This window comes from Natrononativus amylolyticus (assembly GCF_024362525.1).
Lineage (GTDB): Archaea > Halobacteriota > Halobacteria > Halobacteriales > Natrialbaceae > Natrononativus > Natrononativus amylolyticus.
Genome location: NZ_CP101458.1, coordinates 587644 through 611428 on the forward strand (window position 1 = coordinate 587644; position 23785 = coordinate 611428).

At 68.6% G+C, this 23785-nt stretch carries 26 protein-coding genes; 9 read left to right on the forward strand and 17 right to left on the reverse strand.

Annotation, left to right across the window (positions count from 1 at the left end; translation table 11 throughout):
• The first annotated feature begins 14 nt into the window (after positions 1 to 14).
• The 3 genes from NMQ11_RS02940 to NMQ11_RS02950 all read left to right on the forward strand — a co-directional run bounded on the left by NMQ11_RS02940 (position 15) and on the right by NMQ11_RS02950 (position 2829).
• A complete protein-coding gene (locus NMQ11_RS02940) occupies positions 15 to 872 on the forward strand; it encodes an HpcH/HpaI aldolase/citrate lyase family protein (RefSeq protein ID WP_255169898.1) in 858 nt (285 codons plus the stop codon).
• A gap of 85 nt (positions 873 to 957) precedes the next feature.
• Positions 958 to 2214, forward strand: coding sequence for a Glu/Leu/Phe/Val family dehydrogenase (locus tag NMQ11_RS02945; protein ID WP_255169899.1), 1257 nt, complete (start codon positions 958 to 960; stop codon positions 2212 to 2214).
• A 108-nt stretch (positions 2215 to 2322) separates the two neighbouring features.
• Positions 2323 to 2829, forward strand: a complete 507-nt coding sequence (locus NMQ11_RS02950) for a DUF2062 domain-containing protein (protein WP_255169900.1) — start codon at positions 2323 to 2325, stop codon at positions 2827 to 2829.
• Positions 2830 to 2835: 6 nt separating this feature from the next.
• Here the strand turns inward: NMQ11_RS02950 and NMQ11_RS02955 are convergent, their stop codons facing one another.
• The 3 genes from NMQ11_RS02955 to NMQ11_RS02965 form a co-directional block, all read right to left on the reverse strand.
• Positions 2836 to 3054 (reverse strand): DUF6199 family natural product biosynthesis protein, encoded by a 219-nt coding sequence (locus NMQ11_RS02955; RefSeq protein ID WP_255169901.1) that lies wholly within the window; start codon positions 3052 to 3054, stop codon positions 2836 to 2838.
• Positions 3054 to 4196, reverse strand: a complete 1143-nt coding sequence (locus NMQ11_RS02960) for an acyl-CoA dehydrogenase family protein (RefSeq protein ID WP_255169902.1) — start codon at positions 4194 to 4196, stop codon at positions 3054 to 3056. The genes NMQ11_RS02955 and NMQ11_RS02960 overlap by 1 nt, the downstream gene beginning before the upstream one ends.
• A gap of 76 nt (positions 4197 to 4272) precedes the next feature.
• Complete coding sequence (locus NMQ11_RS02965; protein WP_255169903.1) at positions 4273 to 5451, reverse strand: DUF7544 domain-containing protein; 1179 nt, start codon at positions 5449 to 5451, stop codon at positions 4273 to 4275.
• A gap of 115 nt (positions 5452 to 5566) precedes the next feature.
• Here NMQ11_RS02965 and NMQ11_RS02970 point away from each other — a divergent pair, with 115 nt between their 5' ends.
• The 3 genes from NMQ11_RS02970 to NMQ11_RS02980 all read left to right on the forward strand — a co-directional run bounded on the left by NMQ11_RS02970 (position 5567) and on the right by NMQ11_RS02980 (position 8680).
• The gene (locus tag NMQ11_RS02970; RefSeq protein ID WP_255169904.1) at positions 5567 to 6373 is read left to right on the forward strand and encodes an RIO1 family regulatory kinase/ATPase domain-containing protein; all 807 of its coding nucleotides are present in this window, start codon (positions 5567 to 5569) and stop codon (positions 6371 to 6373) included.
• 70 nt (positions 6374 to 6443) lie between these two features.
• The gene (locus tag NMQ11_RS02975) at positions 6444 to 7979 is read left to right on the forward strand and encodes an aldehyde dehydrogenase family protein (RefSeq protein ID WP_255169905.1); all 1536 of its coding nucleotides are present in this window, start codon (positions 6444 to 6446) and stop codon (positions 7977 to 7979) included.
• A gap of 248 nt (positions 7980 to 8227) precedes the next feature.
• Entirely contained in the window at positions 8228 to 8680 is a 453-nt protein-coding gene (locus tag NMQ11_RS02980) for a hypothetical protein (RefSeq protein WP_255169906.1), read from the forward strand.
• 321 nt (positions 8681 to 9001) lie between these two features.
• Here the strand turns inward: NMQ11_RS02980 and NMQ11_RS02985 are convergent, their stop codons facing one another.
• The 4 genes from NMQ11_RS02985 to NMQ11_RS03000 form a co-directional block, all read right to left on the reverse strand.
• Positions 9002 to 9823 carry a carbon-nitrogen family hydrolase gene (locus NMQ11_RS02985; RefSeq protein WP_255169907.1) on the reverse strand — a complete coding sequence of 274 codons (822 nt, stop codon included), beginning with the start codon at positions 9821 to 9823 and terminating at the stop codon, positions 9002 to 9004.
• A gap of 90 nt (positions 9824 to 9913) precedes the next feature.
• Positions 9914 to 10348 (reverse strand): SRPBCC family protein, encoded by a 435-nt coding sequence (locus tag NMQ11_RS02990; protein WP_255169908.1) that lies wholly within the window; start codon positions 10346 to 10348, stop codon positions 9914 to 9916.
• 56 nt (positions 10349 to 10404) lie between these two features.
• Complete coding sequence (locus NMQ11_RS02995) at positions 10405 to 10629, reverse strand: DUF7123 family protein (protein ID WP_255169909.1); 225 nt, start codon at positions 10627 to 10629, stop codon at positions 10405 to 10407.
• 90 nt (positions 10630 to 10719) lie between these two features.
• Positions 10720 to 10908 (reverse strand): DUF7525 family protein, encoded by a 189-nt coding sequence (locus NMQ11_RS03000; protein ID WP_255169910.1) that lies wholly within the window; start codon positions 10906 to 10908, stop codon positions 10720 to 10722.
• A gap of 149 nt (positions 10909 to 11057) precedes the next feature.
• Here NMQ11_RS03000 and ddfA point away from each other — a divergent pair, with 149 nt between their 5' ends.
• Positions 11058 to 11330, forward strand: coding sequence for a DdfA family disk-determining factor (ddfA, locus tag NMQ11_RS03005; RefSeq protein ID WP_255169911.1), 273 nt, complete (start codon positions 11058 to 11060; stop codon positions 11328 to 11330).
• 64 nt (positions 11331 to 11394) lie between these two features.
• Complete coding sequence (locus NMQ11_RS03010) at positions 11395 to 12000, forward strand: DUF420 domain-containing protein (protein ID WP_255169912.1); 606 nt, start codon at positions 11395 to 11397, stop codon at positions 11998 to 12000.
• A gap of 268 nt (positions 12001 to 12268) precedes the next feature.
• Here NMQ11_RS03010 and NMQ11_RS03015 read toward each other — a convergent pair whose 3' ends face one another.
• The 5 genes from NMQ11_RS03015 to NMQ11_RS03035 all read right to left on the reverse strand — a co-directional run bounded on the left by NMQ11_RS03015 (position 12269) and on the right by NMQ11_RS03035 (position 17791).
• Positions 12269 to 12664, reverse strand: coding sequence for a DUF7522 family protein (locus NMQ11_RS03015; protein ID WP_255169913.1), 396 nt, complete (start codon positions 12662 to 12664; stop codon positions 12269 to 12271).
• Between the two features lie 96 nt (positions 12665 to 12760).
• Positions 12761 to 13534, reverse strand: a complete 774-nt coding sequence (locus NMQ11_RS03020; protein ID WP_255169914.1) for an ABC transporter permease — start codon at positions 13532 to 13534, stop codon at positions 12761 to 12763.
• Positions 13531 to 14490 (reverse strand): ABC transporter ATP-binding protein, encoded by a 960-nt coding sequence (locus tag NMQ11_RS03025; protein WP_255169915.1) that lies wholly within the window; start codon positions 14488 to 14490, stop codon positions 13531 to 13533. The genes NMQ11_RS03020 and NMQ11_RS03025 overlap by 4 nt, the downstream gene beginning before the upstream one ends.
• A gap of 39 nt (positions 14491 to 14529) precedes the next feature.
• Positions 14530 to 15579: a TrmB family transcriptional regulator gene (locus tag NMQ11_RS03030; RefSeq protein WP_255169916.1), complete on the reverse strand. Its 1050-nt coding sequence runs from the start codon at positions 15577 to 15579 to the stop codon at positions 14530 to 14532.
• A gap of 64 nt (positions 15580 to 15643) precedes the next feature.
• Entirely contained in the window at positions 15644 to 17791 is a 2148-nt protein-coding gene (locus NMQ11_RS03035) for an alpha-amylase family glycosyl hydrolase (RefSeq protein ID WP_255169917.1), read from the reverse strand.
• A 104-nt stretch (positions 17792 to 17895) separates the two neighbouring features.
• On the opposite strand from NMQ11_RS03035, the gene NMQ11_RS03040 reads away from it, so the two are divergent.
• A complete protein-coding gene (locus NMQ11_RS03040; protein ID WP_255169918.1) occupies positions 17896 to 19893 on the forward strand; it encodes a DUF7997 domain-containing protein in 1998 nt (665 codons plus the stop codon).
• A gap of 46 nt (positions 19894 to 19939) precedes the next feature.
• Here NMQ11_RS03040 and NMQ11_RS03045 read toward each other — a convergent pair whose 3' ends face one another.
• From NMQ11_RS03045 to NMQ11_RS03065, 5 genes are read right to left on the reverse strand one after another with little or no spacing between them, the layout of a single operon-like run.
• Positions 19940 to 21664, reverse strand: coding sequence for a YcaO-like family protein (locus NMQ11_RS03045; RefSeq protein WP_255169919.1), 1725 nt, complete (start codon positions 21662 to 21664; stop codon positions 19940 to 19942).
• A 32-nt stretch (positions 21665 to 21696) separates the two neighbouring features.
• Entirely contained in the window at positions 21697 to 22137 is a 441-nt protein-coding gene (locus NMQ11_RS03050) for an RNA-binding protein (RefSeq protein WP_255169920.1), read from the reverse strand.
• A gap of 46 nt (positions 22138 to 22183) precedes the next feature.
• The gene (locus NMQ11_RS03055) at positions 22184 to 22381 is read right to left on the reverse strand and encodes a DUF1918 domain-containing protein (protein ID WP_255169921.1); all 198 of its coding nucleotides are present in this window, start codon (positions 22379 to 22381) and stop codon (positions 22184 to 22186) included.
• Between the two features lie 46 nt (positions 22382 to 22427).
• A complete protein-coding gene (locus NMQ11_RS03060; protein ID WP_255169923.1) occupies positions 22428 to 23033 on the reverse strand; it encodes a hypothetical protein in 606 nt (201 codons plus the stop codon).
• Positions 23034 to 23092: 59 nt separating this feature from the next.
• A complete protein-coding gene (locus tag NMQ11_RS03065) occupies positions 23093 to 23770 on the reverse strand; it encodes a type 1 glutamine amidotransferase domain-containing protein (RefSeq protein WP_255169924.1) in 678 nt (225 codons plus the stop codon).
• Between the last annotated feature and the right edge of the window lie 15 nt (positions 23771 to 23785).

A 23785-nucleotide genomic window follows, 5' to 3' on the forward strand; every position in this document is an offset into this window, starting at 1 on the left:
ACGAGTCCGCAGGTATGGCTCGCAGAAGTCTGCTGTTCACGCCGGGCGACCGGGGATCGATGCTCCGAAAGGCGCCGGAGACGGGCGCGGACGTCGTCATTTTCGACCTCGAGGACGCCGTCTCCCCGTCCCGCAAGGACGAGGCGCGAGAGACCGTCCGCGAGGTGCTGTCGGACCCCGCGTTCGATCCCGACTGCGAGGTCTGCGTCCGGGTGAACCCGATCGGCCGGGGAACGGCCGACGACCTCGAGATCCTCCTCGGCTCCGGGGAGTCGCTTCGCCTCGACGCCCTCATGCTCCCGAAAGCGGAGTCCGGCCGCGACGTCGAGTCGCTGGTCGGGAAACTCGGGGAGTACGACGCGTCGGCACCGGTGTTGGCGCTGATCGAGAGCGCCCGCGGCGTGCTCGCGGCTTCGGAGATCGCCGAGGTCGCCGCGACCGACGCGCTGGTGTTCGGCGCCGAGGACCTCGCGGCCGACATCGGCGCGGCCCGGACCGACGAGGGGACTGAAGTGCTCTACGCTCGCCAGCGGGTCGTGATCGCCGCCGCTGCGAGCGGCTGTGACGCGATCGACACCGTCTACACCGACTTCGGCGACGAGGCGGGTCTCGGCGAGGAGGCCGCGTTCGCGGTCCAGCTCGGCTACGACGGCAAGATGGCGATCCACCCGGCCCAGGTGGCGCCGATCAACGACGCGTTCACCCCCGACCCCGCGGAGGTGGAGTGGGCCGAGGCCGTGCTCGAGGGCAAGCGCGAGGCCGACGCCGACGACCGCGGCGTTTTCGAGATCGACGGTGAGATGATCGACGCGCCCCTGATCGCCCAGGCCGAGCGCATCCTCGAGCGGACGGCCGACGACGACCGCGACTGACCGACAGAGCGCCGTACTCGCGCGGTATCGGTAACCATGATACTATTCGCCATGCTTATCCTCCCTACCGAGCAAAAGGGGCGTAATGTCCGAGGATGCAAATCCGTTCGAAAGTCTGCAGTCGCAGATCGACGACGCTGCCGCCCATCTCGAGGTCGACGACGACGTCCTCGAACGGCTCAAGCACCCCGAGCGCGTACTCGAGACCAATCTCTCCGTCGAACTCGACGACGGCTCTCTCCGGCGATTCACGGCCTTTCGATCGCAGTTCAACGGCGACCGCGGTCCCTACAAGGGGGGGATCCGCTATCACCCGAACGTCTCCCGCGATGAGGTGAAGGCGCTCTCGGGCTGGATGGTGTACAAGTGTGCGGTCGTCGACATTCCGTACGGGGGCGGCAAGGGGGGAATCATCATCGATCCCAGAGAGTACTCCGAGGCCGAACTCGAGCGGGTGACGCGGGCGTTCGCGACCGAGTTGCGGCCGCTGATCGGCGTCGACCGGGACGTTCCCGCCCCGGACGTCAACACCGGCCAGCGCGAGATGAACTGGATCAAAGACACCTACGAGACCCTCGAGAACACCACCGCGCCGGGAGTCGTCACCGGGAAGGCACCCGACTCCGGGGGGAGCGCCGGGCGCGTCGAGGCGACGGGTCGGTCGACGATGCTGGTCGCCCGCGAGGCGTTCGACTACCTCGACATCGAGATGAAGGGCGCCTCCGTCGCCGTCCAGGGGTACGGCAACGCCGGCTGGATCGCCGCGGATCTGCTCGAGGGGATCGGCGCGACCATCGTCGCCGTCTCCGACTCATCGGGGGCGATCTACAACGAGGACGGCCTCGACGCCCGTTCGGTTCGCTCGTTCAAGAACGAAACCGGCACGGTGTCGGGGTACGACGGGGCCGCAGAGGAGTTCTCGAACGACGACCTGCTCACCCTCGACGTCGACCTGCTGGTGCCGGCGGCCCTCGAGAACGCGATCGACCGCGAGCTGGCCGAAGACGTCGACGCCGACGTGATCGTCGAGGCCGCCAACGGGCCGCTCACGCCCGGTGCGGACGCGGTGCTCACCGACCGCGGCGTCCACGTCTTCCCCGACATCCTCGCCAACGCCGGCGGCGTCACCGTGAGCTACTTCGAGTGGGTCCAGAACCGCCAGCGCTTCTACTGGACCGAAGAGCGCGTCAACGAGGAACTCGAGGAGATCATCGTCGACGCCTTCGACGCGCTGACCGACACCTACGAGGAGTACGACCTCGAGAGCTTCCGAACGGCGGCGTACGTCGTCGCGATCCAGCGGGTCGTCGACGCCTTCGAGGACGCGGGAACGTTCCCCTGAGCGCCGCACGCCCCGTCGCAGCGACGGCCCGTCGGCGTCGTGACAGGTGTTCACAGCTGTCGATAGGTTTTTGCCGTTCGGTGGACATTCGGCTATCGACGACTTGTGATGTTCCGTGACCGTCTCTCTCTCTATCGTGCTCGAGTCCGTCGCGAGTTGACGGCCGCCTTCGAGGAGCGACACACGCCCCACGAGGTGGCCGCGAGCTTTGCGATCGGGATCTTCGTGACGGCGATGCCGACCGGCGGGCTCGGCATCGGCCTGTTCTTCCTGCTCGCGTACTGGTGGTCCTGGGTGAGCAAGACCGCGATGTTCGCGTCGGTCGTCGTCCTCAACCCGATCGTCAAACCGGCGGTGTACGTCGTGAGCTACCAGCTCGGCGCCGCTCTCGTCGGCTCCGAGCCGCTGTTTCTCGTCGGCCGTCCGCTCGTCGACTCCGCGCTGACGGTGGTCCAGCTCCTGCTGGTCGGCAACCTCCTCGTTGCGCTCGCGCTCGCGGCGATCGGCTACGTCACCGTGTTGCAGCTGACGCGGTCGTACCGCCGCCACGCGACCCGTCGCCCCGAGTCGTCGCTGTCGCTGACGGTGTCGCTGCTCCAGTGGCGGCGAAAGTAGCCGCTCTCAGCTGATCCCGTACACGACGAGGGCGAACCCGACGATGGTACACAGGACGCCGACGCCCCGCGTCACCTGCACCCGGTCGTCGTCGTCGATCTCCGCGGCGTCCTCGTACGGCGCCATCCGCTGGCTGTGCTGGGCGGCGACGACCCGCGGCGCGTAGCGAACGCCCACGAGGCCGACGACGATCAGTGCGACGCCGACGATGAGTGGAACGTTCATTACAGCCCGAGTTCGCGGCCGATGACGAGGTGCTGGATCTCGCTCGTTCCCTCGCCGATCTCCATCAGTTTGGCGTCGCGGTAGAACCGCTGGGGGGCGAAGTCGGTGGTGTAGCCGTAGCCGCCGAGAACCTGCACGGCGTCCTCGGCGACCTCGCGGGCGGCCTCGCTGGCGTCGAGTTTCGCCAGCGCGGACTCCCGACCGACCGGTTCGCCCTCGTCGTACCTGACCGCGGCTTTGTGCGTGAGCAGGCGGGCCCGCTCGGTCTTTCGGTGCATGGTGACGATCTTGTCGCGGATCGCGTCGAACTTCGAGATCGGCTGGCCGAACTGCTCGCGCTCCTTGCTGTAGACCTTCGCGTGCTCGTAGGCGCCCTGGGCGAGTCCCGTCGAGATGGCCGCGATCGAGATCCGACCGCCGTCGAGCGTTTTCTTCGTCTGCTCCCAGCCCTCGCCCTCCTCGCCGAGCAGTCGGTCCTCGGGAACCCGAACGTCGTCGAGCGAGATTTCACAGGTCGGCGAGGCGTTCAGCCCCATCTTCTCCCAGATCGTGGTGACCTCGAAGCCGTCGTCCTCGCGCGGGTCGACGATGAACGTCGAGATGCCGTCGTAGCCGGCGCCCGGATCGGTGACGGCCTTGACGAGCACGGAGCCGGCCTCGGAGGCGTTCGTGATGAACTGCTTCGTCCCGTTCAGCACGTACTCGTCGCCGTCCGTCTCGGCCGTGGTGTCCATGTCGGAGGCGTCCGAGCCGCTGCCGGGTTCGGTGAGCGCCCAGCCGCCGAGGTACTCTCCCTCCGCGAGCGGGCGGAGCCACTGCTCCTTCTGGGCCTCGGTGCCGAACAGCTCGAGCGGCTTCGACGCGAGCGACGTGTGGGCGACGTAGGAAAGCGCGATCGACCCCGACACCCGTCCGAGCTCCTCGGCGACGACGGCGTACATGAGGGTGTCGCCGCCGAGCCCCCCGTACTCCTCGGAGATGGGGACGCCCATCATATCGAGGGCGGCGAGCTGGTCGAACACCTCCGCGGGGAAGCGGTGTTCGTCCTCGATCTCCTGGGCGATCGGCTCGATCTCCTCCTCACAGAACTCCCTGACGGTGTCCCGGATCATCCGGTGCTCGTCGGGCAGGTCGAAGTCCATGCGCAATACTTGCCGACCCGAGAAATAAACGCACCGAAGGGCTGTGGACAGACGTCGGAGCCCGCGTTACTGGCGCCTACCGGGTATCGTCGCGGTCGTCGTCCCAGCGACTTCCACCGTCGCGGTCGTCCCAACTGCTCTCGTCGTCGCGGCCGTCCGGGTCGTCCCAGTCGCTCGAGCGCTCCCAACCGTCGACGTCGTCCCACGGGTCCGCTTCGGACGACTCCGCACCCGATCGGTCGTCGCGGTCCCAGTACCCCCCGGCGTCGGAGTCGTCGGTGCCGCCGTCGCCGCGGACCCGGGCGCGCTGGTCGGCGATCAGGTCGAGGTCGGCGTCCGTATCGCCGAGGACCAACAGCGCGTAGTACCGGTAGTAGGATTCGACGGGCACGTCGATCAGGAGCGCCAGGAGGATGAACGTCAGCACGCCGAGGACCGCGACCAGCGCGCCGATGATCACCCCGACGTCGCCGGCCAGCAGGATCAGCGCGAGGGCCGGAACACCGAACAGCAAGGCGAGAACGATTCCGACGATCGCCAGCAGGAAGAACACCCCGATGCCGACCGCGAACTGGACGATCCAGATCAACACGAGGTAGACGAGGTACTCCTTCCAGTTGGCGGTCATCGTCGGCCAGAACCGGCGCCAGGCGCTGACGATTCCGCGCTCTTCTGTGAGCATCACGGCCGTCACGAACACGGTCGTAAACCGGCTCGCGACGACGTACAGGAACCCGACGACGAGGGCGATGAAAGCGACCGACAGCACCACCGCGATGGTGAGTTCCTCGAGGCCGCCGGCGAGCAGGAACGCGAGGCCGGCCGGAACCGCGATCGCCGCGAGCGCCGCGATTCCGAGGGCGATTCGGAAGAGAAACAGGTGAAGCGCCCGCCAGAGGTTTCGGCCGCCGTAGCGTCTGATCCGGACTTCCTCGGCGCGGAGTGACTCGATGAAGACGAACTCCATCAGCGCCGCGAGAACGTTCCAGGCCAGCCAGACGAGGAACGCGAGGACGGCGATGACCACCAGCAAGACGAGCAGGTCGTCGGTGAGTTCAGGGGTCTCGACTGGCGTGTCCGCAGTCGGATCGTCCGAAACCGCACCGGGGTCGCCGCCCGAGAAACCGGGATTGAATCCGGCTCCGCTGATGAACAGCACGATCAGCGCCAGCTTGAGCCACGTTCCCGCCCGTATCGGCGTCAGAAACTCCCTCGTTACGTCGATCGCGTCACTCAGATCGTCGACGGCGTACATTATCGCTCGAGGATATGTTCCCCACAGAGAAAATGATACTGTTATTCCGTTCGAGACAGCCCTTGTCGATTCCGGTTCGGGAATCCTTTAATGCCGAGTGATCGTTGTCCGACGTATGGACATCCGCCAGCTCGCACGCGGGACCGTCGAGTGGAGCCGCATCGAGCGCGTGGTGCGGACGCTGGCGGAACGGTACGACCGCGAGGTCGTTCGCGTGGAGTTCCTCGAGGCGGACAACTGGCTGTCGACGCCCTGCGTGATCGACGACGAGTGGTTCGTCAAGATCGTCACGCGCCAGAACGCCCTCGTCCACGCCCTGCTGACGACGGGACGGAACGTCGGCGCCTTCTCCTCGGGAACCGAGGGCTTTTTCGACCGCTTCGATACGCCCCTCCAGATGGTCGAACACGAGTACGAAGCGACCCGAAAGATGCGCGAGATCGGCCTCAACGCACCCCGGCCGCTCGAGGCGTTCGAGGTCAACGGCCTCGGCGTGCTCGTTCTCGAGTACCTGCCCGACTTCCGGACGTTCGAGGACCTCTCCGACCGGGAAGTCGCCGCCCGGGCGCCCGAACTGTTCGAGATGTTGGCGACGCTGCACGCCCACAGGCTCGCCCACGGCGACCTGCGCGCCGAGAACATCCTCGTCTGCGACGGCGAGATCTACTTCATCGACGCGACGAGCGTCCACGCGGACCGGGTGCCCGAGACGACGGCGTACGATCTCGCGTGTGCGATGGCCGTCCTCGAGCCGCGCCTCGGTGCCCGCGAGACGGTTCGCATCGCCGCCGGCGTCTACGACGCCGCGGGTCTGCTCTCGGCGCGGGAGTTCCTCGACTTCGTCCGACTCCGCCCGGACCACGAGTTCGACTCGACGGCGCTTCGCAGCGAGGTCGAGAAGATCGCCGACCTCGGTCGATGACTCTCGCAGGCGGAGGGAAGCCACTCGAGTAGCAGGCTTTTTCACCACGCTCGGCAAAATATTGCCGAGTATGAGCCAGCAAGCATCCGAGCAGGTCTACGGCCACTACATCGGCGGCGAGTGGACCGACGGCGACGGGAGCGAGACGTTCGACAGCCAGAACCCGGCGACCGGCGACTCGCTCGCGACGTTCAACCGGGGTACCGAAAGCGACGTCGACGCCGCCCTCGAGGCGGCCGAATCGTCGTTCGACGAGTGGCGAAACCTCTCGTACATCGACCGCGCGGAGTACCTCTGGGACATCTACCACGAGATGCGCGAGCGAACCGACGAACTCGCCGAAATCGTCACCAAGGAGTGTGGCAAGGAGATCAGCGAGGGCCGGGCCGACGTCGTCGAGGCCTACCACATGGTCGAGTGGGCCGCGGGCAACGCCCGCCACCCCCACGGCGACGTCGTGCCGAGCGAAGTCGGCAGCAAGGACGCTTACATGCGCCGCAAGCCCCGCGGCGTCATCGGCTGTATCACCCCGTGGAACTTCCCGGTCGCCATCCCGTTTTGGCACATGGCGATCGCGCTGGTCGAGGGCAACACCGTCGTCTGGAAGCCCGCCGAGCAGACGCCGTGGTGCGGCCAGATCATCGCCGAGATGCTCGAGGACGCCGGCGTCCCCGACGGCGTCTTCAACATGGTCCAGGGCTTCGGCGACGCCGGCGCGTCGATCGTCGACGACTCCCGCGTCGACACCGTTCTCTTCACGGGGTCGGCGGAGGTCGGCCACGAGATCGCCGGCAAGGTCGGCGGCGAACCCGGCAAGCTCGCCGCGTGTGAGATGGGCGGCAAGAACGGCATTATCGTCACCGAGGAGGCAGACCTGGATACGGCCGTCCACTCGGCGATCATGTCGAGTTTCAAGACGACCGGCCAGCGCTGCGTCTCGAGCGAGCGCCTGATCGTCCACGAGGACGTCTACGACGAGTTCAAAGAGCGCTACGTCGAGACCGCGGAGAACGTTTCGGTGGGTGACCCCCTCGAGTCGGACACGTTCATGGGTCCCGCCATCGAGCCCGAGCACGTCGAGAAGATCAAAAAGCACAACGAACTCGCCGAGAAGGAGGGTGCAGACGTACTCGTCGACCGCTTCGAACTCTCAGACGACGAAATTCCGGAGGGCCACGAGGACGGCAACTGGGTCGGCCCGTTCGTCTACGAGATCGAGTACGACACCGACCTGCGCTGTCTGAAAGAGGAGTGTTTCGGTCCCCACGTCGCCCTGCTCGAGTACTCCGGCGACATCGAGGAGGCCGTCGAGATCCACAACGATACCCCCTACGGGCTGGCGGGGGCGGTCATCTCCGAGGACTACCGCCAGATCAACTACTTCCGGGACAACGCCGAGATCGGCCTGGCCTACGGCAACCTGCCGTGTATCGGCGCGGAGGTCCAGTTGCCCTTCGGCGGCGTGAAGAAGTCCGGTAACGGCTACCCGAGCGCCCGCGAGGCCATCGAGGCCGTCACCGAGCGCACCGCCTGGACGCTCAACAACTCCGAGGAGATCGAGATGGCACAGGGGCTCTCCGCGGACATCAAGACGAGCGACGACTGATCGAGTCGAACCGGTTTTCACCGTTTTCGTCCGCCCGAGCGGCGGTGCTTCCCGAGTCGACCGAACGCTCGCTGCCGTCGCCGAAGCCACGACGCGTCGATCACCGCTCGTCGTCGACGAGACGCGAAAGCAGCCCGAACGCGAGCGTCGCGTTAGCACCGGACCGAATCTCAGCCAATCGACAGGAGCGACGTCGAACTGACTGTTGATAACAGAAAAGATTTACACTACCTCCCGAACGCTCGAGTATGGAGCTGACGAGGCGCGCCCTGATGGCAGGTGCCGGCGGGGCCGCGGTGGGGCTGGCCGGCTGCGTCGAGGAGTCCGCACTCCTCTCACAGTCCGAGGAGCGGTCCACCGAAATCGTCGACGTCGCGGTCGAATCCGACGCCGACGTCGACCGGTCGGTCGAAGACGATCCGACGGTCAGTTACGACAGAGGCGACGGGGAGATCCGGGTGCAAGGGCGGTACTCGATCGGCAACAGCTGCTACGACGCGGAGTTTCCCGAGCCGACGTACGATCCGACGGACGACACGCTCCGGGTCCGACTCTCGCGAACGCACGACGGAAGCGACGAGTGTGAGGACGTCGACCAGGAGGTTCCCTATCGGATCGTCGTGACCATCGACGGCGACCCGCCGGGCGTGGTGTACGTCACGGAGAGCCGGGGCGGCGAGGCGACCGTCGAAATCTCGTAACCGGCGTCCCGGGTCGGCCCCTATCCCGTCTCGAGAGTGGCGGAGGGTGATACGGTCCGGTATACTTCTGTACCGCTGTCGTCGTCCGGACCGAGCGATCACCGCGGACACGGTACAACGATCCGTCGAGGCCGCTCGCGGCGCTGTCGGCGGCTCGAAAGACGATAGGGCGAAAGGTGGGAGCCGAGGAGTGCGGAGACTCGTTTCCCGGGAACGAGTATAGCGCGGGCCGAGCGACGCGCAGTGCCGGCGTCGACGTGAAAAGCGCCTTCGACCGGCATCGAACCATTCGTCGGCGCACGTAAAAAGCCAGCGGGTTGCTCACCGTCGCCGACGGTCGGCCAGCGCGGGGAACTCTTCGCGGACGCGAGCGACCCGCTCGGGGTCGACCTCCGCCGAGACCAGCGTCGGCTCGTCGCCACTCGAGGCGAGCACCGTCCCCCAGGGGTCGTACACCGTGGATCGGCCGAGCAGGGTGGCGTTCTCGAAGCTGCCGGCGCCGTTTATCGTCGCGACATAACACTGGTTCTCGACGGCGCGCGCTCGAGAGAGCGTCTCCCAGTGTTCGATCCGGGGGTACGGCCACGCGCTCGGCACGAGGAGGAGGTCGGCGCCCGCGTCGACCAGGTCGCGATAGAGTTCGGGAAACCGCAGGTCGTAACAGGTCGTGACGCCGACGGTGAACCCGCAAACGTCGGCGACGTCGACGCGCTCTCCCGGGACCAGCAGTTCGGTCTCCGCGGAGTCGTAGCCGAAGAGGTGGTGTTTGCGGTAGACCAGTCGGCGCTCCCCGTCCGCGTCGAACAGGACGGCCGTGTTCGCGTACCCCTCGTCGGCGGGCGTCTCGACGGCCTCGGTCGCGGCGAGGTCCTCGACGACGGTGCCCGCGAGCACGGCGATACCGCGGTCGGCCGCCGCGTCCGCCAGCCGCGTGAGCGTCTCGCCCTCGAGCGCCTCGGCGTGCTCGTCGTACAGGTCGAACTCGAAGTAGCCGACCGTGAACAGCTCCGGCAGCGCGAGGAGGTCCGCGCCGGCGTCGGCCGCCCGCGAGATCGCCTCGAGGGCGCGCTCGAGGTTCCCCTCGACGTCGCCCGGTTCGACTCGCAGCTGGGCGAGCGCGAGCGTCGTGGTGTCGGTCGTCATTACCCCCACTGCGTGGGCGAACGGGTTGTAGGTTTTCCTCGGCCGCCCGGAACGCGCCGGCTCTCGTGGGGAGCGTGGTACCGATCCCTCTCAGGAGTCAGAACGGATGTCGGCCTCGAGCGCCCGTCGCAGGTTCTCGAGTTCGCCGTCGAGGTTCCGCTTGAAGAACTTCTCGACGCCGGGGACGCGCCCGTCGACGACGAAGCGGTTCTCGAGGCGGCTGCCACTCTCGGTCTCGACGACCTCGTGTTCGCCGGTGACGGTCATCGCCTTCGAGCGGCCGACGAACTTGACGTACTCCGGCGGACGCCGGATCACGTCCTCGGTGTCGACCGGAACGGTCTTGCTGACGAACGGGATCGGCAACTCGACGTGCCACGTCGCGTGGCGGCCCTCGGGGTCGTCGATCGTAAAGTCCGAGACGACGCTGATCGCTCGCGCCCGGTTTTCGGGCTCCGCGATGAACGACCAGACTCGCTCCGGTGGCGCCGACAACTCGAACGACCGCTCGACCCGCACAGTCATACCTCCGTCTGCGGGACGCGGTGGTAAAAAGACGGTGAAATCGGCCACCCGTGGGGCTAGCTGATCGTGACTTTCCAGGTGGTCGACCGCGCGCGACCCCACTTCTCGATGTCGATCTCGTCGGTTTTCTCGGCGAGGTGAGGGAGGCGCGCGCCGACCTGCTTCGAGGAGAGCCCGATCGCTTTCGCGATGTTTTTCGCCCGGAAGTACTGCTCTCCTCGGGTTGCGCTCTCTCGGAGGTACGAGATGATGCGCTGCTCTTCGTCGGAGTAGTCCGTCATCGTCCGTAGCCAATATAGGGTGTCTGTGGTCTTAACTGTTCGTAGCCGTTTCGCCGCGCGAGGCGGAGAGTCCCCCGCCGGGTCGCGCGGTCAGTCCCAGTCGAGGTGAATCCCGACGACCGCGAGCACGCCGAACGTGACCGCGCCGGCGAAGCCCCATGCGGCCCCGATGTCGGGGGCCCCGGTGAACATCAGCAGGGCGCCGAGCACCGTGAGCGTTCCGAGCAGCAGTGCGAGTCCGACACCCCGGTCGGTCGTCGTTTCCGTTGGTGCAGCCATGTGGCGGCGTTCTCGGGCCGCGCTCTTAATTGCACTCATTGTCCCCGCACTGACGCCGGACTCCCCGCATCGACGTTGGACCGGGGTGACAGCCCGATCGAGTTACAGAAGGACAGACCTATTTCCCCGTGGTAGTAACCGATCACACGATGGGACACAGGGGAGATCGTATCGACGTCTCTTCTCGAGCGGGACCGAGCCACCGGGTGATCGAAGCGGTCGCCGACGCCGAGGGGGTCTGGCCGGAGGACCTCACGCCGCCGGAGTACGAACCGTTGCACGCGGCGATCGATCCACACGCGCTCGACACGCTGTTCGAGCCGACGCGAACCGGCGCGGCGAGGAGAGGCGGGACGGTGACGTTTCGCTACTGCGGGTACGACGTGACGGTCGACGACACCGGCGCCGTCTCCCTCGAGTGACGACTCGCCGCCGGCTGATACCGAAGGGGAACACAGATACGGGACCTCTCCTAAGCCTGCGGTAATGGCAACCGCGAGCGCGCGACGACAGCTGCGGGAGAACCCGATCGCCGTCACGGTCTTCCTGACCGTCGTCGGGTACGCACTCGTCATCGGAACGTTTCTCCTCGATCTTCCGATCTACCCGGACCTCACGAACGCGCAGGTGAACTACCTGACTCACGCGATCGCGCTGATAAACGCGGCGACGACGGTACTGCTCGTCTGTGGCTGGTACTGGATCCGCGCCGGCGCGGTCGAACGCCACCGGTGGGCGATGATCGGCGCGTTCTCGCTGATTCTGCTGTTCCTGGTCGTCTACCTCCTCCGGGTCGGCGGCGGCGGCGAGAAGGTGATCGTCGGCGTCTCGACCGGCGTCTGGTACGCTTACATCGCCATGCTCGCGATCCACATCGTACTCTCGATCGTCGCCGTTCCCGTGGTGCTGTACGCGCTGATCCTCGGTCTCACGCACACGCCGTCGGAGCTCCGTACCACCGCCCACGCCCGGATCGGGCGGATCGCCGCCGCCTCCTGGATTCTGAGCCTGGTGCTCGGGGTCGTCACCTACCTGATGCTCAACCACATCTACGAGTACGAGTTCCAGTCGCTGGTGCTTCCCGTGCTGTAGCCTCGAGAAACCCGCGGTCGCGAGTGGCCCGTGCTACGCGGCGACACCGACCCGTCCCGCTGTGGCCGCTCCGGCTACCGGCGCGGGCCGGACTCGTGAAGCTGGTCGCGGACCGATCCTGCCAGCCGCTCGCTCCACTGGGACTCCCGGGCGGGCTGGCTGCTCCAGATCCACTTGCAGTACCGGAGCTGATCCGGGACGCCGGCTGAAGGGGTACCGCCGGCGGGAAGCGATGACGGTGATCGGGGTGGCCCCACCCGGTCGGGGTTCAGGCGAGCTCGTAGGCTCGAAGCGTCTCGATAACGGGCGAGATGTGTCCCGCGTCCGGTTCCATCCCGACGAACACGCCGGTCTCCTCGCGGGGATCCCACGCCAGGATCTGTGTGGTCGCCTCGAAACAGCGGACGGTGGTCGTCAGCTCGCCGACGATGTGTTCGAGCGACTCCGTCCCGTGGGCGTCGATCTGTTCGTTGATCAGCGTCGTCGACAGCTCCTGGATCTGGCCGGGGTCGAGGCTCGTCGTGACCTCGTCGTGGAGGTAGATCACGCTGTAGTCGCCCTCGAGAAAGTCGCCGAAGAGAATACCGCGGAGGTCGTCCCCGAGCAGCTGCTGGAGCTCCTCGGAGAGTTCGTAGAGAGTGTCGTGGGTGAAGGTATTGGTCATTGCCCCGGTTTCGAAAGTCCGGGATAAAAACGTTCTCGTTCCAGTCATCCGCCGAACTGACGGTGGGAGAGCGAGACGACCGGCGGGCGGGAGGCGTCAGTCGGTTCGCGGGATCGACCGCGCGCCGAGGGCGAAGGCGACCGCGGCGAGGAGGGTGAGCACCGCGAGGTTCGCAACCATCGGATCGACGCCCCCCACTGCGGGAACCTGGGCGTCGGGCATCGTCGCCGCACGGACCCCGCGGGCGAAGTACGTGAGCGGCGAGAGGTTCACCAGCGGCGTAAACCAGTCGGGGAGCTGCTCGAGGGCGACGAAGGTCTCCGAGAGGAACAGCAGCGGCAGTCCGATGGCGTTGCTCGCGGCGACGGCGCCGTCCTGGGAGTCGCTGTAGCTGCCGAGCATCGCGCCGATACCACAGAAACAGACGACGCCGACGAGGACGTACGGAACGAGCAGCGGGGAGAAGACGATCTCCGCGCCCGTCAGGGCCACCACGAGCGCGAGGATCAGCAGGCTCGCCAGCCCGATGATCGCGGCGTTGACGACCGTCTGGGCGAGCAGCCACTCGGTCCGCGAGAGCGGCGTCGTCGCGAGCTTCTCGAAGCGGTTCCCCTCGCGGTGGCGGGCGACCTCGCTGCCGAGGCGGGACAGCGGCGTGAAGAGGACGACGACGGCGAGGTAGCCGGGGACGTAGAACGCCGGCGGCTCGGCGAACAGACCGCCGCCGCCGGGGTCGGTGCTGACGAGCGCGCCGAAGATGACGATCAGGATCACCGGGAAGAAGAAGGTGAAAAAGACCGCCGTCCGGCGGCGGGCGAACGAGCGCCAGTCGGCGCCGACCTCCGCTCGAACCCGGCCGAGCCGGCTCATTCGGCACCTCCGGGGACGCCGCTCGCCGGCGACGGCTCGAGCGGCCCGCCCGTCCGTTCTCGCTCGGCGCCGTCGGCGAGCGCGAGGTAGACGTCCTCGAGGTCGGGTTCGGTCCACGTCAATTCCGTGTACGGCACCGACCCGGCCTCGAGCGCGTCGACGACGGCGCCGATCTCCGCGGGTTCGATCCCGGCGACGACGACGGTACCGGCGTCCGTCTCGAGAGTGTAGTCCAGATCGGCGAGCGCGTCGCGAGCCGCCGCCGGAACGTCGGTTTCGACGGTGAGACGGCTCGAGCCGCCGTGTTCGGCGACCAGCGCGTCGGGGCTCCCGTCGGCGACGAGCCGGCCGGCCGCCAGCAGGGCGACCCGGTCGGCGAGCCGGTCGGCCTCGGCCATGTCGTGGGTCGTGAGGACGATCGTCGTACCGCTCTCTGCGAGCTCCTCGAGGAGCCCCCAGACGGTCCGCCGTCCGGCGGGATCGATGCCGGTCGTCGGCTCGTCGAGAAAGAGCACGTCCGGGTCGTTGACCAGCGCGGAGCCGACGCAGACCCGGCGCTGCTGGCCGCCCGAGAGGTTCTCGTACCGGGTGTCGCCCGCGTCGGCGAGTCCGACGTCCGCGAGGACGTCGTCGGGCTCTCGCGCCGTCCCGTAGAGGCCGGCGTAGTACGCGATGAGCTCGCGTGCGGTGAGCCGGTCGGGCGGCGAGAACTCCTGTGGCAGCACGCCGAGGCGGTCGCGGTCGACGGACGCGGGCGGCTCACCGAAGACGCGTGCCGTCCCCGACTCCGGCTCGGTGGTGCCGGTGAGCGCGCGGACGAGCGTGGTCTTTCCCGCACCGTTCGGCCCGATGAGCGCGAACACCTCTCCGGGGGCGACCGACAGCGAGACGCCGTCGAGGGCGACCGTCTCCCCGTAGCTCCGGCGGAGGTCCGTTGCGGCGACGACGGCTTCCATGATCGGCGCTATCCGCCCGCCGGGGGTAAGCCGTTCGATTCACGCCGCCGCCAGCGTCACCTTCCGGGTCTCGTAGTCCTCGACGAACGCCCCCTTTCCGCCGAGAGTGACGCGCTGTTCGTCCTCGATTTCGACGATCAGGGCGTTCTCGACGGCGAAGGTGTCGCGGGTCGGCTCGAGCAGCCCCTGGCGAACCCCGACGAGGGTGCCCTCGACGGCGTCGTAGTCGTCCGTGCGAACCGGCCGGGCCTCCGCCGTCACGTGAACCTCGGTTCCCGCCTCGAGGTGGAGCGTCGCCTGGAGGACGGCGTGTCTGAAGTCGGTGTACGACTGCGGCAGGTCGACGGGATCGGTGACGTACACCTGCCCGGCCATCGGCCAGTAGTTCCCGAAGAAGGAGCCGACGATGATCGGGACGAGCTGGGCCTGGGCGATCGCGATCCCCTGGAGGCCGGCGTTGGTCCGGACCAGCATCTCGTTCGGCGCGAACAGCCCGTATCGCTGGTCGGCGGTGACGATCAGCGGCGCGTTCTCCCCCCAGAGGCGGACGACGCTCGCGATCCCGTCGAACCGCTCGGCGGGCAGCGTCTCGTCGCCGTTGACCAGCAGGATGACGAGCACGCCGCGATCGACCGTCTCCCGCAGGTCCGCTTCGATCTCCTCGAGCAGCGACGCCGGCACCGAGAGGGTGACCTCCTCGCTCGCCCGCTCGAGCAGCTCCCGGATGCGCTTGACGACCGTCGTCCGGGTCTTGATCACCTCGAACTCGCGCTCGGGTTCGGTGACGTTGCCGTAGCGGTCGGTGAGCGCGGGCTCGAGGCTCTGGAGGTCGTCCGTGAGCTTGGCGACGACCTCCTCGGGCGGGTTCGCCCGGATCGTCGTCGGCACGACGTGGTCGATCACGTCGACGAACCCCCGCTCGTCGAGCTTCTCGCTGACGCTGTAGACGTAGCGCTTCGAGACGCCCGCGTCGTCGGCGACCGTGCTCGCCTTCGCCTCGCCGTGCTCGAGAATCGTGAGATAGGTGTCGATCTCCTTCTCCGACAGCCCCAGCTGTCGGAGCCGGTCCGCGAGCGTAGCCTCGTCCATGGCGTTTTCTCTCGTTTCGGATGCAATGAGTGTTCTGACTGGAGGGACGCCCGCTCGAGTGGCCCTACGGAGACGGCTCCGCGAGCGGGAGCACCGCGACGTCGGCCACGTCGAGTCGCGTTCCGTCCCCGGTCGACTCGAGGACTACCGTCTCGCCGGTGACGAGATCAGTCGACTCGAGCGCCATCGGCACCGTAACCGTCGCCGGCTCCGCGCCGAAGTTGAGCGCGACGACGACCGCCTCCGCGTCGGTTCGCCGGGTGAACGCGACCGCCGCCTCGGCGTCGGTTTCGTACTCGAGGTCCGCGAGGTCGCCGCGGCTGAGCGCCGCGCTCTCCCGGCGGGCGGCGACGAGCCGTCGGTGGAACGCCGCCAGCTCGCCGTCGCCCTCCCAGGGCATCGGCTGGCGGTAGCCCGTCGCGCCCCGCTCCTGGCCGTAGTAGATCATCGGCACGCCCGGCAGCGTGAGGACGGCAGCGGCGGCCGCCCGCAGAGCGTCCGGGCCGCAGGCCTCGAGGTAGCGGGGCTCGTCGTGGTTCTCGACGTAGCGCATGTGTAGCGACGAATCGGGGAAGCCCTCGCGGGCGGGCGCGGTCGCGGCCTCGAGTACGTCCGCCGCAGGACGCTCACCTCTGCCGATCTCCCGGAGACGTCCGTACAGCGTGGTGTCGTAGTGGACGTCGAACTGCAGCGGTGCGAACTCGGGATCTCGAGGGATCGTCTCGTCGAGCAGCAGGAACTCGGAGTCCCGTGACTTGAGGCGGTCGCGCACCTCCATCCAGAACTCGTTGGAGATCCCCCAGGCCACGTCGCAGCGGTAGCCGTCGACGACGTCGACCCATTCCTCGACCACCTCGAGCAGGAACCGACGCACCGCGAGCGAGTCGTAGTTCAGGTTCGGAATGTTGGTCCAGTTGAAGTAGTACTGGGCGACCTCCGTCGTCCCGTCCGACCGGGTTCGAACCGGCGGTCCGACCGCCTCGGGGTCGGCCTGGCGGCCGGGCGAGTCCTCGAGGTCCGCCGCCGTCACGCCGGAGTCCTCGATCGACTCCCAGACGTACCAGTCGCGGTAGGCCGGCACGTCCGCCGCGCTCAGGTCGAACGTGTGGTGGGTGCGGGCGGCGTGGTTGATCACCAGATCGAAGACCACCCTGATGTCGGCCTCGTGACAGCGGTCGACGAACGACTCGAACGCCTCCCGGGTGCCGAGGTCGCTCGCGGTGTCGAAGTAGTCCGTCGTGTGGTAACCGTGGTCCGTCGGGCTCTCCAGCACCGGCGTGAGCCAGACGCAGTCGACGCCCAGGTGCTCGAGGTACGGTACCCGCCGCTCGAACGACGCGAAGGTGGCGTCGTCGGTGAACGACCGGACGAAGATCTCGTAGACCACCGCGCTTTCGGCCCACTCCGGCGGGTCGTTGGGCCGGCTGACGGTGACGGCAGCGCCGCTCGCGGCTCCGTTCGAGTCCTCGACGGCGATCTCGAGGCAGTCGGCGACGCTGTGACGGTCGCCGACGGCGACGGCGTGCAGCCGTCCGGAGCCGTCGATTGCCGCGGGATCGACCCGGGCGCCGCCGTCGGTTGTCGCGCTGACCGCGGTTTCGGAGAACCCCTGGGGATAGTACTCGACCTCGAGTTCTCCGTCGGCGTACTCGCTGTCGGTACCCGAAACCGCCTCGGGGGTGACGACGACCTCGCCGTCCTCGAGGGAGCCCTCGAGGTGGAGCCGCGGCCGGCCGGGACCCGGCACCGTCACTTCGTCCCAGACGGCGTTCTCGAAGTCGTCGCCGGCGACGTACCCGAAGCTGTGCGTTCCGGGCGGGAGGTCGGTCTCGTAGACGTAGGTGTCGCCCGCGAGTCGCGGTCGGCAGCGGCCGACCAGCTGGTCGTTGAACGGCCCCATCACGGACACTTGCTCGGGATCGTGGGCGGGGAGCGCGTCGCGGTCGACCTCGAGTTCGACCGTCCGTCGCGGGTCGGGAAACGCGCGAACCAGCCGCTCGTCGCTCCCGTCGGGTCCCTCGAGTTCGAGGCGGTAGGCGCCGGGAACGTCGGGTTCGAGGTGCCAGACGGGAGCCGACGGGGGATCGAGTGAACTCCCGTCGGGCGTCTCGAGGATCGTCCACGCGTACGTCGCCTCGGAGTCGGGCGCCCGCGGCGCGAGTTCGACGGTTTCGCCGACGGCACAGAAACGGGGCGGTCCGGGCTCGTTCATGCGGGGACCCACGAAACCGGGTACCTTACTCGTTCCGACTCCGACAGCATCTGTGAACTAATATTACAACACATTTTTGTAGCCCCTCTCCGTGCACCGAGACGATGACGCTTCGCTCCGCACTGGACGATTTCAAACGCCACCGTGGCGAGTCCACGGTGTTTCCGGGCGAGCGCCGGACCACGGCGGGACGCTTCTCCGGGCTCGAGGACCGCCTCGTCCACGTCGGCCGCGACGGCTCGCTCCGGGACTTCTCCTACCCGCTCGCCGGGCTCTACGGAATCGACCGCTCCCGGTTCGGCCTCCGCTGCGGCGCCGAGACGCGCTGGCTCGAGGACGTCGAGTCGGTCTCACAGCGGTACGCCGGCGAGACGGCGCTCGTCGAAACGCGGTACGAGACGGGCGACGCCGTTCTCGAGCGCGCCGACCTCACGATCGGCCGGACGCACGTGACGCAGTTCGACCTGCTCGAGGGCGGCGCCGACGTCGACGGCGTCGCGGCGTTCGTCGCGTTCGCCCCCGGCGGCCGAGAGGACCGGATCGGCCAGCTCGTCTTCGAGGAGCGGGGAATCGTCGAGGTCTACCACCGGCGCGAGCACGACTTCCTCGCGAGCGCGACCGGCTTCGACGCCGTCGTCGGCCAGCTCCCCGAGCGCCTCCCGGACGTCCTGTCGGCGGAGCCGGCGGAGTACCCGAACGGCGACGACACCGGCCAGTACGAGGACGGCCGGCTGGGCGGCTACGTCTTCGGCGTCGTCCCGCTCGAGGACGGGCGCGCGACGGTCGTCACCGCCCTGCGCGAGGAACCCGAGCGCGAGGCGGCGCTCGCGGAACTCGGCGCCACCGCACGCGAGTTCGCTGATCCCGCCGCCCTGCGCGCGGCCGCCGAGGACCAGCGGCCGTACGACGCCGCCGTTCCCGCGACGGTCGCCGCGGATCTCCGGGTGCTCGAGTTGCTCTCCGCACCCGGCGGCGGTCGGATCGCCGGCCCCGACTTCGATCCCCACTACGAGTACTCCGGCGGCTACGGCTACACCTGGTTTCGCGACGACGGCGAGATTTCGCGGTTCCTCCTCGAGAGCGAGACGGAACTGGGGCTCGCCGACGACCTCGAGGCCGTCCACGAGGACACCGTCGACTTCTACGCGGCGACCCAGCGCCCCGACGGCACCTGGCCCCACCGCGTCTGGCCCGACGACGGCACGCTCGCCCCCGGCTGGGCGAACGATCGGATGACCGGCGCCGGCGTCGACTACCAGGCCGACCAGACCGCGAGCGTGTGCTCGTTTCTCGCGGCCGCCGTCGACGCCGCCCCGTCCCGACGCGAGCGGGTCGACCCGATCGTCGCGCGCGGACTCGAGGGGCTCGACGACACCCTGGCGGCCGACGGGCTCCCCGCCACCTGCCAGAACGCCTGGGAGAACATGGCCGGCCGGTTTACCCACACGGCGGCGACGTACCTCCACGCCTACGCGACGATCGCCGACGCGCCGTTTTCGACCGAGTGCCGCGACCGCGCCGCCGAGCGCGCTCGAGAGGTGTCCGACGCCCTCGACGATCTCTGGGTTCCGGAGCGAGGGATCTACGCGCTGCGCGAGCGCGAGGGCGAGCTCGACGACCGCCTCGACTCGAGCACGCTCGCGTTAGTCGACGCCCACCGCGCCTCCGCCGAGGTCGCCGACCTCGACGGTCGACGGCTCGAGCGCCTCACGAGCCACGTCGAGACCACGCTCGAGGGCCTGCGCCACACCACCGACGCGGTCGACGGGCTCTCCCGGTTCGAGGGCGACGACTGGCGAACCCGCGACCAGCGGTCGGAGAAGATCTGGACGGTGTCGACGGCGTGGGGGGCGAACGCGGCGGCGCTGTTCGCCACCCTCTCCGGCGAGGAGCGGTTCTACGGGCACGCTCGAGCGCTTCTCCGCGAACTCCTGCCCGGCGGCAGCCTCTGTCTGGAGTCCGGCTACCTCCCCGAACAGGTGTTCGACGACGGTACCCCCGACAGCGCCACCCCGCTGGGGTGGCCCCACGCGATCCGGCTCGCGACGGTCGCACACCTCTCGTCGGTGGACGAACTCGAGGCGGTCGGAGCGGACGTCTGACGACTGACGCGGTGGCGGTGTTTTCGTTCCGGCGACGGCGGGATGCTCAGGGATACGGATGGTACTCGCGCTCGAGGGCGGGCTCGTACCCCAGTTCCGCCGGCACCGTCCGGGCGCGCTCGCCGAAGAACGGCTCGCGGGTGAACAGCGGCTGGGCGCCGGGGACGACGACGCGGACGCCTTCGAAGCCGAGCCCCGCGACGTCTCGAGTCGTGAGTCTGCTGGCGTACGGCGTCAGTCCGACGTCCGTCACCCGCGAGAGCAGTGCCTCGAGCGCGTCGGCGCCCGTCGGGGTGGTCTCGGGACCGACCGCGTCGGCGGAGACCGTCTCGTCGGGCGAAACGAATCCCCGGACTTCGTCGGGAAACGAGGCGTACTCGCCGATCGCGCCGCTCTGACTCGCCGCCTCCTCGGGGCCGAGCCCTCGCAGCTCCATCCAGTTCTGGGTCGCTTCCGCCAGCGCCGAGTAGGCGGTCTCGGCGGCGTCGAGCCCGCAAGCCGAGCCGACGGCGAAGCGCGGCCACCCGTCCTCGCGGTGGACGGCGACGGCGACGACCGGGACGTCGACGTCCTGGGTGACCAGCAGCGGCGTCACCGACAGCCCCTCGCTCTCGACCCGCCGCGCGAGCGCGTCGAACCCCTCGTGGTCGACCGCGAGTCCCGCCGGCTCGAACGTCGAGTACCAGGCGAGCATCGTCGCGTCGCGCTCGATCACCTCCGTCAGCCCGGAGACCAGCGCGTCGACGGTCGAGGAGCCGAGCCCGAGTCCGGTCGTGATCGCCGGCAGCAGCCGCTCGCCGGGCTGGGGGAACTGCACCGCCGCGGCGGGAAGGTGGACCGTCTCGCCGGTCTCGAGGTTCCGCCCCTCGACCCAGTGGTACTCGGTCTCGTCGTCGATCGCCGGGGCGTCGTCGGGGCGAACCAGCGTCTCGGGCGAGATCGGCGCCTCGAGGTCGTCGATCGTCGCCCGCACGAGGTCGTCCTCGCGGTAGACCGCCGCGCAGTAGCGCTCGAGGGCCTCCCCCGTCGCCTTCATCAGCGCGGCGTTCCAGTCGGGGTCGACGCCCGCGGCCTGTTCCGGGGCGCTCGCGTCGCTGAAGCCGTCGGTTTCGGCGGTTTCCGCGAGGTAGTACGGCGCGGGGTAGGACTCGGCCTCGCCGATGCTCGCGAGCAACCCGACCCGGGGATCGATGGCGGTCTCGGCGCGTTCGACGGCCGTCTCGAGGTCGACCGACTCGTCGTCGGTCAACTCGAGGTCGCGAGGTCGGCCGCCGGAGTCGCAGTCACAGCCGGGCACCGGGTGGAGGCGTCGGCGGGCGTGTGGAAACTCGAGCACCTGGCCGATCACCGAGCGGTCGTCGCCGGAGAGCACGCGAACGCACTCGCGGCCGGCGACGGCGCCGGCGAGCCGGGCGGTCGCTCGATCCGCCCGCGGACGATCGGCTCCCCCCTCGAATCCGGCCGCGACTCGAGTTCGAAGACACTCGAAGCAGCCGGTCGCGGGGGCGAACCCCGAGACGGCGGCCTCGACCTCGGGGAGCGGACGGCCGCCGACCCCGCCGATTTCGACGGCGAGCCAGGGCGTCGACCCCGCTCGAGCGGCTTCGGTGGCTTCGGCGAACGTCTCCGCGCCGGCGACGCCGCTGACGACGGCGAAGCGGGCGCTCTCGAGGTCGCTCGCGTCGACGTCTCGAACGTCGAGATCGACGTCCCCGAGCGCGCTGACGATCGCCTCGCGGACCGGTCCTTCGGCGACGACGTGGACTTCCATACGCGGGAGTCACGTGCGGGGGAGAAAAAGCCCTAGACGTCCTCGTCGGCCAGTCGTTCGAGGACCTCCTCGGCGTTCTCGACGGCGGCCTCCTTCGTAGCGGGGTAGGCCTCGACCTTCGCCCGGAAGGTGATCCCCTCGCCCTGGCGAACCTCGCCGGCGAACGCGGCCTGCTTGTCGAGGCGCAGGAACAGCTCCGTGTTCTCGGTGACGCGGTCGTCGAGTTCCGCGAGGAGGGTGTCGAACTCCTCGAGGTCCGTCAGCCGCTCGAGGACGTGGCGGACGTCGTCGGCGTTCTCGACGCGCGCCGAGAGCACGAGGATGCGGTCGCCGTAGTGGCCCTCGCTCTCGACGCGCTCGATCTCGAACTCCTCGGGGAGGAGCGTCCGCAGGGCGGCCTCGACGCGTTTCTCGTCCTCGGTAGCGTAACAGAACGTTCGCAAGTCGACGTAGTGCAGCGGAATCTTGGGCATCGGATCGGTGGGGTCAGCGGCGGGCCGCCTCGGGGTGGCTGTCGCGTTACTCCTCGGTCTCGTCCTCGTCGGCGGCCTCGAGGGCGTCCTCCGGCACGCCGGTCTCCTGGCCGTCCTCGAAGCTGATCGTGTAGGTGACGTCGCCGAACATCGATTCGATCGTCTGGGTGACGGTGCCGGTCTCGCCGTCGAACTCGCTGTGTTTGTCGTCCAGCACGACCTGGTCGTCTTCCTCGAAGCTCATACTCGCAGTATCCCACCGCGGCGTAAAAAGGGACTGATTCGTGCGGCTACTCCTCGTCGTCGTCCGCCGCAGTCTCGTCGTCCGACCCGGCATCGCTGCGCCCCTCGCCTGCCTCGTCGTCGCTCTCATCGTCGCCGGCCATCGAGACGTCGTCCGCCGGCGGTTCGTCGGGAACCGTCGTCTTGTCGGTTGCCGGGGCGGCGTCGCCCTCGGTCGGACCGGTCATCTCGGCTGGCTCGGCAGCCGTCTCGGTCGGGTCCGTTTCGCCGGTGTCGTGTCCCTCGGGCTCCCCGACGCCGCTCGGCGGGAGCGTGTTCGAAGCGGCCATCTCGTCGTCGGTTTCGCCGGGGGTCACGTCCTCGACGTCCTCGTCCTCGCCGATCGGTCCCTCGAACGCGTCGTCGTCTTCCTCGCTCGAGCCGAGCGACCGCTGACGCTGGAGGAGCCCGACCGCGATCCAGCCGGCCCCGAACAGCAGTTTCAGGGCGCCTCGCTTGCGGTTCGTCCGGAGCAACTGCACGCCGCGGGCCACCGACACCGCGCCCGTCGCGATCGAGAGGGTCCCGTTCTCGCCGTACTCGCCGAGGAGTTCGCGGACGGGTTCGGGAACCGACTCGCCACCGTCGGCCAGTTTCGCAGGTGCGTGTATCATCGTCTACTCGAGGGCTACTGGAGACAGTCGGAAAGACGTATGCCCGGCACTGGCGTGGCCTACTCCTCGAGTTCTGAGAGCAGCGTCTCCGCCGCGGCGCTCGAGGACGCCGGGCCACGGGCGGTGATGAGGTCGCCGTCGACGGTGACGCTGGTGTCGGCCTCGAGTTCGGCGTCCCAGTTGCCGCCCGCGGTTTTCACCTCGTCTTCGACCCAGTAGGGGAGCTTCCGGCCGTCGGGCATCAGGTCGTCGTCGTCGACGATGTCCGCCTCCCACTCGTTGGGGAAGCCGGTCACGTCGCGGCCGTTGACGACGAACGCGCCGTGGCGGTCGCGGGCGAACGCGAGGATGCCGACGGCGTGACAGACGACGAGCGCCTTGTCGCCGTTCTCGAGGGCGTCCCGGAGGAGCCGACGGGCGTCGCTGTCCTGGTTGACGTCCCACTCGGTGCCGTGGCCGCCGGGGAAGACGACGGCGTCGTAGTCGTCGGCGTCGGCTCGAGCGGTCGGAATCGGATCGTTCAACCGCTCGTCGGACTCGTGGACCTCCCGGACGCGTTCGGCGGTGTCCTCGCCGACCTGCTCGGGGTCGGCCGACCGGTCGTCGAGCTGCGGCGGCCCGCCGGAGGGCGTCGCGACGGTGATCTCGACGCCGGCGTCCGAGAGCGTCTCGAGCGGTTCGATACACTCCTCTCCCCAGTAGCCGTGTTCGCTCACGACGAATAGCGCGGACGTCATACCCGGTTCAACGAC